The following is a 12,562-nucleotide window of genomic DNA, read 5'->3' on the forward strand; positions in this document are numbered from 1 at the left end:
CGCGGCCCAGCGCCCCCAGGCCAGCGCCAGCAGCCCCGCCCCTGCAAGGCCCGCCGCGATCCCCCATCGCCCCGGCGCCGCCTGCGCGGCCAGAAGCCCCGCGCCCGCCAGAGCGGCGAGTTCGGCCAGAAAGGCGAGGGCCTGTCCAAGAAAGGCCGCCATGATTTCTCCCGATGCGGAACGGGGCCCCGAAGGGCCCCGCAAGGATCGTCGCCGGATCGCCGGATCGCCGGATCGTCGTCGCGGTGCCGGGCGGCGCTCAGCTCGCGGCGGGTTCGTCGTCGATGGCATCGGCCGCCCGCAGACCCGAGGGCGCCGAGATGTTGGCGATGACGAAGTTGCGCTCGATGGTCGGCCTGGCGCCGGCCGGCAGGGGGATGTCCTGGATGTGGATGACGTCGCCGATCTCGCGGCCCGTCAGGTCCACCTCGATGTGATCGGGGATGTCCCCGGCCGTCACCTCCAGCTCGACCTGCGGACGCACGACGACCAGCGTGCCGCCGCGCTTCAGCCCGGGGCTGGCGGCGTGGTTGGTGAACTCCACATCGATCCGCAGGTTGATGCGCGTGTTGGGCGAGATGCGCAGGAAGTCCACATGGGTGGGCAGGTCCTTGACCACATGGCGCTGGACGCCGCGGCAGACCACGCGCTGATCGGGCATGCCCTCGATCTTGAGGTTCCACATCGTGGACAGGAAATGCCCTGCCCGCAGCCGGGTCAGAAGCTGGTCGAAATTGATGCTGATGGGCAGCGGGGCTTCGCCGCCCCCGTAGACGATGCCAGGCACGTCGCCATTGCGGCGGGTCTGACGGGCGGCCCCCTTGCCTGTCCCCGTCCGCACCTTGGCGACGAGATCGTGGATCTCACCGGCCATGTGGAATCTCCCTTGCGCGAGGGACCGCCCTCCAAGGGTGTGCGGTCCCGGTTGAGGCGGCCCCCTTAGCGGAAGCCGGCGCGAAAGAAAAGCCGTGCGAGATCTGTTTCTGCCTGAAACAGGATGGGCGCGGTCTTTCTTGCCCCTGCGTCGCAATGCTGCGATGGAAAGGCTTCATGCCGCCTCCTGTCGCAGGTCCTTCACCATGTCCGTGCTGTCTGCTCTTCGCCTTTCGGCCCGTCCCTCGGCAGCCTTCGCGGCCCTTGGGGGATTCTGGGGCTGCTTTGCGGCCTATGTGCCGGTGATCAAGGACGGGTTGAACGTCTCGGACGGCACCTTCGGTCTGCTGCTTCTGGGCTCGGCCACGGGGCTTGTCTCGGCGATGTGGATCGCGCCGGCGGTGGACCGCAGGCTCGGGGGGCGGGCGATGCAGGTGCTGGCCTGCGCCTTTGCGGCGGTCTGGCTGCTGCCCGGCCTGATGGGCGCCCCGCTGCTGTTCTTCGCCGCGCTTTATGCGGTGGGGCTTTGCTCGGGCCTGCTGGATGTGACGATGAATGCCCGCGTCTCCGAGCTCGAGGCCGTGCATCGTCGCTCGCTGATGAATGCGGCGCACGGGATGTTCTCGGTCGGCTACACGCTGGGGGCTGTCTGGGCAGGTCTCGCGCGCGAGGCCGGACTGTCCCCGACCATGGCGCTGGCCTGTGTCGGCGCGCTGGTGGTCCTGCTGCTTGTGCCGCGCATGTATCAGGAGCCGGTCCGCGCCGAGGTGCCCCCGGCGGGTCGCGGCGCCTGGCCTCTGGTGCCCGTCCTGCTCTGCGGCGGCGTGGTCCTCTCGGCCTTCATGACCGAGGCTGCGACCGAATCCTGGTCCGCCCTGCATATCGAACGCACCCTGGGCGGGCGTGCCGCCGAAGGAGCGCTGGGGCCGGCGATGCTGGGCATCACGATGGCGCTGGGCCGCTTCGGCGGGCAGGCGGTGGCCGAAAGGCTGCGCGAGGTGCAGGTGATCGTGGCGGCGGCGGTGCTGGCCGGCGCGGGGCTGCTGGTGGCGGCCCTTGCGGTCGCCCCCTGGATGGCGCAGGCCGGATTCGGGCTGTTCGGCCTCGGCGTGTCGGTGATCGGGCCGATGGGACTGGCGCTTGTGGGGCAGATGGTCGCCCCCCACTGGCGGACCGAGGCGATCAGCCGCGCCGCCGTGATGGGCTTTTCGGGCTTCTTCTTCGCCCCCGTCCTGATGGGCCTGATCAGCGAGGCCGCAGGCCTGCGCGCAGCCTTTGCCGCGATGGCGCTGCTGGTGGCGATGGCGGCACCGCTGGCCCTTGTCCTCGCGCGGCGCCCCATGCCGGGCGGTCTAGGATGCGGACTCGGGATGCCGCCTCTCCCGAGGCGTGACGAGGCGATCAGGTCGCGCAGGGCAGATGCGTCCGAGCCGCCCGGTTGCAGACGGTCGTGCAGGGGCCATGATGCCCGGTCCGGTCGCGTCAGGGCAAGCCGGTCCTGAGCCCCCGGAAGATCCCGTCGAGCCCCCGCCATCATCCACCCGCGCCAGCGGACGGGAATCACACCGCCACGCCAACCGGAATCCCGGTCATCGGTTCAGACCTGGGTTCAGACCTGGCGCCGCCCCTTGCGCCGGGTGCCGCCGCGCATCCCCGCCCGCCCCGCCGTGCTGCGCCCCCTGGCGGCCTCGGCCTCCTCGACGGCCTTTTCCACGGCCTGCTGGCGGGCGAGGGGGTCGTCATGGAGCACAAGATCGACCGTCTCCAGCCGCCTGATCTCGTCGCGCAGGCGCGCGGCCTCCTCGAATTCGAGGTTCTCGGCCGCCCGGCGCATGTCGGCGCGCAGACCCTCCAGCACCGCGGCGAGATTGGCGCCCGCGGTCACGCGGTCGATCCGGGCCGTCACGCGCGCCATGTCGGTGTCGCCCTTGTAGAGGCCGGCGAGCACATCCTCGACATTCTTCTTCACCGTCTGCGGGGTGATGCCATGCGCCTCGTTGTAGGCGATCTGCTTCTGCCGCCGCCTTTCGGTCTCGCGCAAGGCGCGTTCCATGCTGCCGGTCACATGGTCGGCATACATGATGACGCGGCCTTCGGCATTGCGGGCGGCCCGGCCGATGGTCTGGATGAGGGAGGTTTCCGAGCGCAGGAACCCCTCCTTGTCGGCGTCGAGGATGGCGACCAGCCCGCATTCGGGGATGTCGAGCCCCTCGCGCAACAGGTTGATCCCCACCAGCACGTCGAAGGCCCCGAGGCGCAGGTCGCGCAGGATCTCGATCCGTTCGATCGTGTCGATGTCGGAGTGCATGTAGCGCACGCGGATGCCCTGTTCGTGCAGATAGTCGGTCAGATCCTCGGCCATGCGCTTGGTCAGGGTCGTCACCAGCGTCCGGTAGCCCCTGGCCGAGACCTTGCGGATCTCGTCCATCAGGTCGTCCACCTGCATGGCGACGGGGCGCACCTCCACTTCGGGGTCGAGAAGGCCGGTAGGGCGGATGACCTGTTCGACGAAGACGCCGCCGGTCTGTTCCAGCTCCCACGGGCCGGGCGTGGCGGAGACGAAGATCGACTGCGGGCGCATCGCGTCCCATTCCTCGAACTTCAGGGGCCGGTTGTCCATGCAGGAGGGCAGGCGGAAGCCGTGTTCGGCCAGGGTGAACTTGCGCCGGTAGTCGCCCCGATACATGGCCCCGATCTGGGGCACGGTGACATGGCTTTCGTCGGCAAAGACGATGGCGTGATCGGGGATGAACTCGAAGAGGGTGGGGGGCGGCTCGCCGGGGGCGCGGCCTGTCAGGTAGCGGGAGTAGTTCTCGATCCCGTTGCAGCTGCCGGTCGCCTCGAGCATCTCGAGGTCAAAGCTGGTGCGCTGCTCGAGGCGCTGGGCCTCCAGCAGCCGGCCTTCGTTGACAAGCTGGTCGAGCCGCTGGCGCAGCTCGCGCCGGATGCCCTCGATCGCCTGCTTCAGGGTCGGGCGGGGGGTCACGTAATGGGAATTGGCATAGACGCGGATGCGCTCGAAGCTGTCGGTCCTTTGGCCGGTCAGGGGGTCGAATTCGGTGATCGCCTCAAGCTCCTCGCCGAAGAAGGACAGCCGCCAGGCGCGATCCTCCAGATGCGCGGGCCAGATCTCGAGATTGTCGCCGCGCAGGCGAAAGCTGCCGCGCTGGAAGGCCTGGTCGTTGCGCCGATACTGCTGGGCCACGAGATCGGCCAGGATCTGGCGCAGATCGTAGCTCTGCCCGCGGAAGAAATCCTGCGTCATGGCGGAATAGGTCTCGACCGAGCCGATGCCGTAGATGCAGGAGACGGAGGCCACGATGATCACGTCGTCGCGTTCCAGAAGCGCCCTGGTGGCCGAATGGCGCATCCGGTCGATCTGTTCGTTGATCTGGGATTCCTTCTCGATATAGGTGTCGGTCCGGGGGACATAGGCCTCCGGCTGGTAGTAGTCGTAGTAGCTGACGAAGTATTCCACCGCATTGTCGGGGAAGAAGGCCTTGAACTCGCCATAGAGCTGGGCGGCGAGGGTCTTGTTGTGGGCCAGGATGATCGCCGGGCGCTGGGTCGCCTCGATCACCTTGGCCATCGTGAAGGTCTTGCCCGTGCCGGTGGCCCCCAGCAGGACCTGATTGCGTTCGCCCTTCACGATCCCCTCGGCCAGTTGTTCGATGGCCTGCGGCTGATCGCCGGCGGGTTCGAAATCGGTCTTCATGACAAAGCGCCGCCCGCCCTCGAGCTTCTCGCGCAGGGGTTTGCGGGGGCCGAACAGCATCGGCATCTGATCGGGCGCGTTGTTGTGCATGGGCGTGCTCCGCGGGGTGAGGCATATTTGTGCCTCTTTCGTTCCGGTGCAAGGCGGCTTGCGAGAGGCGCCCCTCTGGGGCAGAAGGCAGCACAGGCGAGGAGGGTTGCCCATGCGTGCACGCATCATGCGGATGCCCCGCAACAACACCCAGATCGGATCGGCCACCACGGCCGACTGGGTGCTGGATTTCGAGCCGTCGCAGGCGCGCGTGCTCGATCCGCTGATGGGCTGGACCGGCAGCAGCGATACCCAGACCCAGGTGCGCATGACCTTTCCCACGCGCGAGGAGGCGCTGGCCTATGCGATGCGCCATGGCATCGAGGCCGTGGTCGTGCCCGACAATCCGCGCCGGCCGAACATCCGCCCCGCCGGCTATGGCGAGAATTTCGCGACCAGCCGGCGCGAGCCCTGGTCGCACTGACGGCGCCCCGGCGCGGCAGCGGGACCTTCCGGATGACGCGAGTGGCGCGGTGGTTCCAGTGCTTCCCCTTTGCCGCGGTCCGGGCTAGGGAAAGGGCGCGCGGCCCCGTAGCTCAACCGGATAGAGCAGGGACCTTCTAAGTCCAAGGCTGGGGGTTCGAGTCCTCCCGGGGTCGCCAGAAGGGCCATCATGGGCTGGCCGGACCCTGCCGATGGGGCCCCCTCTGCGGGGGGCAGGGCGGTCGGCGCCCGCGCAGCATGCGGAGATCGGATTGCCCGTCGTCTGCCATGGGCGCAGGGCTGCCATGCCATCGTCGGGCTTGAAGCGGCCGGCAGGGGGGGCTACGAATCACGGGCTGACCGTCTTCCTCCCCCCCCTTCCGGGTCATTCGTTCCATGAATCGTTCCATCTTCCGCACGGCGCTCGTGCTCGGGCTGCTGTCGGCGATCGGTCCCTTCTCGATCGACATGTATCTGCCTGCCCTGCCGGAGATCGCGCGCGATCTCGGGGCGGCGGAAACGACCGTCCAACAGACGATCACCTTCTATTTCCTGGCCTTCGGCCTCTCGCAGTTCCTGTGGGGGCCGATGGCCGATGCCTGGGGGCGCAAGCCGCCGCTCATCCTGGGCATCCTGCTGTTTGCCCTGGGCAGCATCGGCTGTGCCTTCGCGCCGTCGGCCGGATGGCTGATGGCGGCGCGATTCGTGCAGGGCATCGGCGGGGCGGCGGTGGGCGTGGTTCCCCGCGCCGTGGTGCGCGACCGCTTTCGCGGTGTCGATGCAACGCGGCTGATGGCGATGGTGATGCTCGTCATCTCGGTCTCGCCGATGCTGGCGCCGCTGGCCGGATCGGCGGTGCTGGCCTTCGGGGGCTGGCGCCTGATCTTCGGTGCCCTGGTCATCGTGGCTGCGATGAGCCTGGCCGTCACGCTGTTCGCCCTGCCCGAGACGCTGGCCAGGGGGCAGCGGGTTCCGGTCAATCTCCGCTCCATGGGGCGGGGATGCCGGATGCTGCTGTCCGATCCGCTGTTCATGGGGCTGACCCTGGTGGCGGCCTTCGGCTTCGGCAGCTTCTTCGTGTTCATCGCCTCGGCTTCCTTCGTCTATACCGAGAGCTATGGCCTGTCGCCGACCGGTTTTTCGATCGCCTTTGCAGTCAATGCGCTGGGCTTTTTCGCCGCGTCGCAGGCGGCGGCGCCGCTGGGCGCCCGGTTCGGTCTGACGCGGGTGATGCGCCTGGGCCTGGTGGGCTTTGGGGGGACGGCGGGAACGCTTGTGCTGCTCGTGCTCGCGGGGGCGGACAGGCTGCCGGTGGTCGCCGGCTTCCTGTTCGCAGGCAATGCCTTCATGGGCCTCGTGATGCCCGCGACCTTCGTCCTCGCTCTCGAGGAGCACGGAGATATCGCCGGGCTGGCCTCCTCGCTGGGGGGCACGTTACAGATGCTCACGGGGGCGGTGCTGGTGACGGCCCTGGCGCCGTTCTTCGACGGCACGGTCCTGCCGATGGTCGCGGCGATCGCCCTCTGCGCCGGGATGGCGCTGGCCATCGGCCTGTGGGTTCTGGCGCGCCTGCCGCAGGGATACGGCGCCTCGGCTCCGGCCGGCTGACCTCGCGCTGTCCCCGGCGACAGGCGGCAGACGCCGATCCCGCGCCGGGGCGGGTCTTGCCCGCCTGTCGCGGCGTGGTCTATGACGGGCGGGACCTCGGCTCCGCCCCGCGCGGCCGACAGGGGCAAGCGGCCGACAGGGGCAAGGGGGCAGGGAGATGGCCAGCAGCAACGACAGCTTCATCGACGAGGTGTCCGAGGCTCTTCGGCGCGACCGGATGGCCCGGTGGCTCCGCCGCTGGGGCTGGCTTGTGGCGCTGCTGATCCTGGCCATCGTCGGCGGCGCCGGCTGGTGGGAATGGCACAAGGCGCGCCAGCAGGCGCTGGCAGAACTGCGCGGCGACACGCTGCTGGCCGCGCTCGGGATGTCGGACGGGGCCGGGCGCCTGGCCGCGCTGGAGGCGATCGCGGATCAAGGCGTGGTGGCGGCGCTGCTGCTGGCCGCCGAACGCCAGCAGCAGGGGGATGCGGCCGGCGCCGCGGCCGCCTATCGCAGCCTGGCCGAGGCGGCGGAGACCCCGCCCCTCTACCGTGACATGGCCGCTCTCAAGGCCCTGATGATCGAGGGAACCGCCGCCGATCGCTCTGCCCTGGAGGCGCTGGCCGCGCCGGGGGCGCCGTTCCGCCTTCTTGCGCTCGAACAGCTCGCCCTGGTCGAGATCGCCACGGGCGAGACCGAGGCCGGAACGGCACGGCTGGAGGCGATCCTTTCGGATGCCGAGGCCCCGGCGACGCAGCAGCAGCGCGTGGATGCGCTGCTGACGGCCCTGCGGCCGGCAGCGCCTTCCCCGGATGCGACGCAGGCGGAGGCGGACAGCGCAGGGGAAGACGCCGTCGGCGAGGCCGCAGGACCGGCAGCGGAGCCCGGAACCGGAGGAGAGGGCGAATGACAGGCAGGAGGCTGGGTATCGCCGTGCTGGGGCTGGCTGCGCTGGCCGCCTGTGGACAGCAGGAGGTCATCCTGCCGGGAGAGCGGCTGCCCCTGCGCGAGGGGACCTTTGCCAACACGACCCCGCTGGCCCAGCCCCGCGGCATCGCCCTGCCTGCGCAGACAGCCAATGCCGACTGGACCCATCGCAATGGCGGCCCGTCCCATGCGGCCGGCCATCCGGCCCTGCCGGGGAATCTGGCGCTGGCCTTCTCGGTGCCCATCGGCGAGGGGAATTCGCGCCGCGCGCGGATCACCGCAGAACCGGTGATCGCCGGCGGGCGGGTGTTCACGCTCGATGCGCGGGCGACGGTTTCGGCCTTCTCCACGGGCGGGGGGCTTCTGTGGTCGCGCGAGGTGGTCCCGGCCGGGGTCGCGCGTGCCGATGCCTCGGGCGGGGGACTGGCGACGGACGGGGATGTCCTCATCGTCACCACGGGCCATGGGCAGGTGACGGCGCTGGACGCCGCCACGGGCGAGACGCGCTGGACCCAGGATCTCGATGCGCCGGGCACCGCGGCGCCGACCATCCTCGGCGATCTGGTGATCGTCATGGCCCGGGACGGGCAGGCCTGGGCGCTGGAGCGCGGCAACGGGCGCGTGCGATGGACGCAGCGGGCGATCCCCTCGGAGGCGGGCTATGCCGGTGGGGCGGGGGCCGCGGCGCGACCGGGGCTCGTCATCCTGCCCTATGCCTCGGGCGAGGTCGCGGCCGTGTTCCCCGAAGGCGGCCTGCGGCGCTGGAGCACGGTCATCGCCGGGCGCCGGCTGGGCGCGGCGGCGGCCCATGCCGCAACGGATATCGGAGCCGATCCCGTGATCGACGGGGGACGGGTCTATGTCGGCAATGTCTCGGGCACGGTCGCCGCGCTCGATATCGAAACCGGCCGGACGCTGTGGACCCTGCGCGAGGGGGCTGTATCCCCCGTCTGGCCGGCGGGGGATTCCATCTTCCTCGTCAATGACCTGAACGAACTTCTGCGGATCGAGGCGGCAACCGGTGCCGTGATCTGGCGCCAGCCCCTGCCGCGCGCCGAACGTCGCCGCGGGGTCAGCACCCATCTTGGCCCCGTGCTGGCGGGGGGGCGGCTCATCCTCGCCGCCACGGACGGGGCGCTGCGGCAATACGACCCGGCAAGCGGCACCCCCCTGGGCGATATCCCCCTTCCGGCCGAAGCGGTCTCGGCCCCCGTGGTGGCAGGGCAGACGCTCTATGTCGTCACCGGGGACGGGCGTCTGAACGCCTTCCGCTGAGGAGGGGGCGATGTCCTTCACCCTGGCCATCGTCGGGCGGCCGAATGTCGGCAAGTCCACGCTGTTCAACCGCCTTGTCGGCAAGCGGCTGGCCCTGGTCGATGATCAGCCCGGGGTCACCCGCGACCTGCGCGAGGGGCAGGGGCGCCTCGGCCCGCTGCGTTTCACGGTGCTCGACAGCGCCGGGCTCGAGGAGGCGACGGATGATTCGCTTCAGGGCCGGATGCGACGCCTGACCGAGCGGGCCATCGAGGCGGCCGATGTCTGCCTGTTCCTTGTCGATGCCCGCACCGGCCTGACGCCCACCGACCATGCGCTGGCCGATCTGCTGCGCCGCCGGGCAAAGGCCGTGATCCTGGCCGCCAACAAGGCCGAAGGCCGGGCGGGCGAGGCCGGCTGGCTCGAGGCCTTCGGGCTCGGCCTCGGCGAACCCCTGCGTCTGTCCGGCGAGCATGGCGAGGGGATGGAGGATCTTCTGGCCGCGCTGACGCCCCTGGCCCGGCTCGCCGAGGCCTCTGCGGAGATGCAGGAGGCGCAGGAGGCGCCCGCGGTGGATGTGGATCTCGGCTGGACCGGCGAGGAGACCGAGGAGGAGGAGACCGGAGAGGATACCGGCGGACCAGCAGAGGACTGGCGCCCGTCCGCACAGCGGCCCTTGCAGATCGCCGTGGTCGGGCGGCCGAATGCCGGCAAGAGCACCCTCGTCAACCGCATCCTGGGGGAGGAGCGTCTTCTGACCGGACCCGAGGCCGGCATCACGCGCGATGCCATCTCGGTCCGGACCGACTGGGACGGCACGCCGGTGCGGCTCTTCGATACGGCGGGGATGCGCAAGCGCGCGCGGGTGCAGGACAAGCTCGAGAAGCTGTCGGTCGGCGATGCCTTGCGCGCGGTGCGCTTTGCCGAAGTGGTCGTGGTGCTGCTCGATGCCGAGATTCCCTTAGAGACGCAGGATCTGCGCATCGCCAGCCTGGCCGAGCGCGAGGGGCGTGCCGTCGTCGTCGCCGTCAACAAATGGGACGTGGTGGAGGACCGCGAGGCCCGGCTTGCAGCCCTGAAGACGGCCTTCGAACGGCTCCTGCCGCAGCTTCGCGGGGCGCCGCTGGTGACGCTCAGCGCGCGGACGGGACGGGGGGCTGGATCGGCTCCACGCCGCGATCCTGGCGCGCGCATGAGGGCTGGAACCGCCGCGTGCCGACGGCACGCCTCAACCGCTGGCTCCAGGGCATGACCGAGGCGCATCCGCCGCCTGCGCCGCAGGGCCGGCGCATCCGCATGCGCTACATGACGCAGGTCAAGGCCCGCCCTCCGGCCTTTGTCGTCATGACATCGCATCCGGAGGATGTGCCGGACAGCTATGTGCGCTATCTGATCGGCGGCCTGCGCGAGGCCTTCGATCTGCCGGGGACGCCGATCCGCCTGATCCTGCGCGATTCGGGGCAGAAGAACCCCTATGCCGGACGCAAACCCCCGAAGGTCACCGCCCTGACCAAGCATCTGAAGTGACCCGAGGACCCCGGCGCCAGCCGATCCAGGCCACGATGCCGACTGCCGCCGCCCCGGCCGCGGCCAGCAGCGCCAGGCCGGTCTGCTCGCCGGCATTCTTCGCGGCGATGGCCGAGAGTGCCCAGCCCGCCGCCATCGCATAGGCCGGCGCCCGTCCGGCCGCTGCCTGCACCAGAAGTGCCGTCCCCGCGGCAAGCGCGATGCAGAGCCAGGCCGCCGCAACCGGCCCCATGATCCCGAAGCCGGCGAGTGTGGCCCCAAGGGAGACGAAGCTTGCCGCTGTCAGCCAGCCGGCCAGCAGCGAGACGGGCGCCCGCAGGATCCAGCGATCCCGCTCCCGCGCGCGGAGCATCGCGGCAATGGCCAGGGCAGCCATGACGAAGATGACCGCGGTCGCCCCGATCGCCGAGCGCTGTGCAATGGCCAGCCAGGGCGTGCCGATGGCCAGCGACAGCAGCAGGGGCAGGCGCACGCGATCCCAGAGCGGGTCATCGGCGCGCCTCCACAGGCCGATCACGGCCGACAGCAGCAGGCCGAGATAGATCAGCGTCCAGATGGAGAAGGCCCATCCGGGGGGGCTGGACCGGCGGATCGGGCTGGGGGATCGGCACCTGCCCGCCGTCATAGCCCCGGAAGGGAAAGAGGAAGGCCGATCCGATGAAGGTCAGCGTGGCCAGAAGCGTCAGAAGGGGCAGCGGTCTCATGCCGTCATTACGCGCCGAAAACCGGGCGGGTTCAACCTGTCCGGGCGTATGCGTCATGACCGGGTCGGGCGGCGCTGTCCGCCCGTCCGGGGCGGCTCAGGCCGTCAGCCGCCCTTCGGCCGTGACGCGGCGCGCCCCGCCCAGATAGGGGGCCAGGACCTCGGGCAGGGTGACCGAGCCGTCTTCCTCCTGCCCGTTCTCCAGCACGGCGATGAGCGTTCGGCCCACGGCCAGGCCGGAACCGTTCAGGGTATGGAGGAATTCGGGCTTGCCGCCTGTGGCGCGGCGCAGGCGGGCATTCATACGCCGCGCCTGATAGTCCCCGCAGGTGGAGACGCTGCTGATCTCCCGGTATCGGCCTTGTCCGGGCAGCCACACCTCCAGATCATGGGTGCGCCGCGCTCCGGCCCCCATGTCGCCGGCACAGAGAATCACGGTCCGGTAGGGCAGGCCGAGCCGTTCGAGCACGACCTCTGCACAGCGGGTCATGCGGGCATGTTCGGCATCCGAATCCTCGGGGCGGGTGATGCTGACCATCTCCACCTTCTCGAACTGATGCTGGCGCAGCATTCCGGCCGTGTCCCGCCCGGCGCTGCCCGCCTCGGAGCGGAAGCACTGGATATGGGCGACATAACGGCGGGGCAGGCTGGCTTCCTCGACGATCAGGCCGGCGACGAGATTGGTCAGCGTCACCTCGGCCGTGGGCACGAGCCAGCGGCCATCGGTGGTCTGGAAACTGTCCTCGGCGAATTTGGGGAGTTGGCCGGTGCCGACCATCGTCTCGGCCTTCACAAGGACAGGAGTCCATGTCTCTTCAAGGCCATGCTCGGCGATGTGAAGATCGAGCATGAACTGTGCGAGGGCCCGCTGAAGCCGGGCCATGGCCCCCGAGAGGACCACGAAGCGGCTTCCCGAGAGGCGGGCGGCGGCTTCGAAATCCATCCCGGCGCGGGCGGCGGGGATCTCGAAATGCTCGCGCGGGGGGAAGGCGAAGTCGCGCGGGCGGCCCCAGCGGCGCAGCTCGACATTGCCGCTCTCGTCGGCGCCGTCGGGCACGTCCGGGGCAGGCAGGTTGGGGATGCGCAGCAGCAGATCCTCGAGCGCGCGGTCCTTCTGGCGGGCTTCCTCGGTCAGGCGGGCGATCTCGGCCTTCTTCTCGGCGACGAGGCTGCGCAGACGCTCGAACTCGGCTTCGTCGCCGCGGGCCTTGGCGGCGCCGGCCTCGCGGCTTGCGCGGTTCTGATCGGCCGTGGCCTGTTCGGCTGCGGTGATGCAGGCGCGCCGTTCGGCATCGAGGGCAAGGATCGCGGGGCTCTGGGGGGGCAGACCGCGACGGGCGAGGGCGGCATCGAAGGCGGCCGGATTGTCGCGGATGGCGCGGATGTCGTGCATGGATGGGCTCCGGTCGGTCGCGGCCTGACGGGTCGAGGCCTCATAGGACGAAAGCGCGGCCGGGGGAAAG

General features: G+C 70.3%; 10 protein-coding genes, 1 tRNA gene and 1 pseudogene. 7 read left to right on the plus strand and 5 right to left on the minus strand.

The genetic code is table 11. From position 1 onward, the window contains the following. Positions 1 to 259: 259 nt before the first annotated feature. Positions 260 to 874 (minus strand): 50S ribosomal protein L25/general stress protein Ctc, encoded by a 615-nt coding sequence (locus tag RUTHE_RS02585; RefSeq protein WP_021096695.1) that lies wholly within the window; start codon positions 872 to 874, stop codon positions 260 to 262. Between the two features lie 205 nt (positions 875 to 1,079). Between RUTHE_RS02585 and RUTHE_RS02590 the strand changes: the two genes are divergently transcribed. Further along, on the plus strand, positions 1,080 to 2,375 hold the full coding sequence (locus RUTHE_RS02590) for an MFS transporter (RefSeq protein WP_021096696.1): 1,296 nt from the start codon (positions 1,080 to 1,082) through the stop codon (positions 2,373 to 2,375). Between the two features lie 107 nt (positions 2,376 to 2,482). Here the strand turns inward: RUTHE_RS02590 and uvrB are convergent, their stop codons facing one another. Continuing rightward, positions 2,483 to 4,678 (minus strand): excinuclease ABC subunit UvrB, encoded by a 2,196-nt coding sequence (gene uvrB, locus RUTHE_RS02595; RefSeq protein ID WP_021096697.1) that lies wholly within the window; start codon positions 4,676 to 4,678, stop codon positions 2,483 to 2,485. Positions 4,679 to 4,790: 112 nt separating this feature from the next. Between uvrB and RUTHE_RS02600 the strand changes: the two genes are divergently transcribed. The 6 genes and pseudogenes from RUTHE_RS02600 (at position 4,791) to der (ending at position 10,396) form a co-directional block, all read left to right on the plus strand. After that, the gene (locus RUTHE_RS02600; RefSeq protein ID WP_021096698.1) at positions 4,791 to 5,102 is read left to right on the plus strand and encodes an ETC complex I subunit; all 312 of its coding nucleotides are present in this window, start codon (positions 4,791 to 4,793) and stop codon (positions 5,100 to 5,102) included. A 101-nt stretch (positions 5,103 to 5,203) separates the two neighbouring features. Next, positions 5,204 to 5,280, plus strand: a tRNA-Arg gene (locus RUTHE_RS02605). 217 nt (positions 5,281 to 5,497) lie between these two features. After that, positions 5,498 to 6,709: a multidrug effflux MFS transporter gene (locus RUTHE_RS02610; RefSeq protein WP_021096699.1), complete on the plus strand. Its 1,212-nt coding sequence runs from the start codon at positions 5,498 to 5,500 to the stop codon at positions 6,707 to 6,709. Between the two features lie 157 nt (positions 6,710 to 6,866). Beyond that, positions 6,867 to 7,598, plus strand: a complete 732-nt coding sequence (locus tag RUTHE_RS02615; RefSeq protein WP_021096700.1) for a hypothetical protein — start codon at positions 6,867 to 6,869, stop codon at positions 7,596 to 7,598. After that, a complete protein-coding gene (locus RUTHE_RS02620) occupies positions 7,595 to 8,890 on the plus strand; it encodes a PQQ-binding-like beta-propeller repeat protein (RefSeq protein ID WP_021096701.1) in 1,296 nt (431 codons plus the stop codon). Before RUTHE_RS02615 ends, RUTHE_RS02620 begins: the two co-directional genes overlap by 4 nt. A 10-nt stretch (positions 8,891 to 8,900) precedes the next feature. Continuing rightward, positions 8,901 to 10,396: pseudogene (der, locus tag RUTHE_RS02625) on the plus strand (ribosome biogenesis GTPase Der). Here the strand turns inward: der and RUTHE_RS02630 are convergent. From RUTHE_RS02630 to serS, 3 genes are all read right to left on the minus strand, one after another. Beyond that, a complete protein-coding gene (locus RUTHE_RS02630; RefSeq protein ID WP_245542181.1) occupies positions 10,368 to 10,913 on the minus strand; it encodes a hypothetical protein in 546 nt (181 codons plus the stop codon). The pseudogene der and the gene RUTHE_RS02630 overlap by 29 nt on opposite strands. Then, positions 10,885 to 11,100, minus strand: a complete 216-nt coding sequence (locus RUTHE_RS17320; RefSeq protein ID WP_245542182.1) for a hypothetical protein — start codon at positions 11,098 to 11,100, stop codon at positions 10,885 to 10,887. The genes RUTHE_RS02630 and RUTHE_RS17320 overlap by 29 nt, the downstream gene beginning before the upstream one ends. A gap of 96 nt (positions 11,101 to 11,196) precedes the next feature. Continuing rightward, positions 11,197 to 12,492: a serine--tRNA ligase gene (serS, locus tag RUTHE_RS02635; RefSeq protein ID WP_040645175.1), complete on the minus strand. Its 1,296-nt coding sequence runs from the start codon at positions 12,490 to 12,492 to the stop codon at positions 11,197 to 11,199. Between the last annotated feature and the right edge of the window lie 70 nt (positions 12,493 to 12,562).

It is taken from the genome of Rubellimicrobium thermophilum DSM 16684 (genome assembly GCF_000442315.1).
GTDB lineage: Bacteria > Pseudomonadota > Alphaproteobacteria > Rhodobacterales > Rhodobacteraceae > Rubellimicrobium > Rubellimicrobium thermophilum.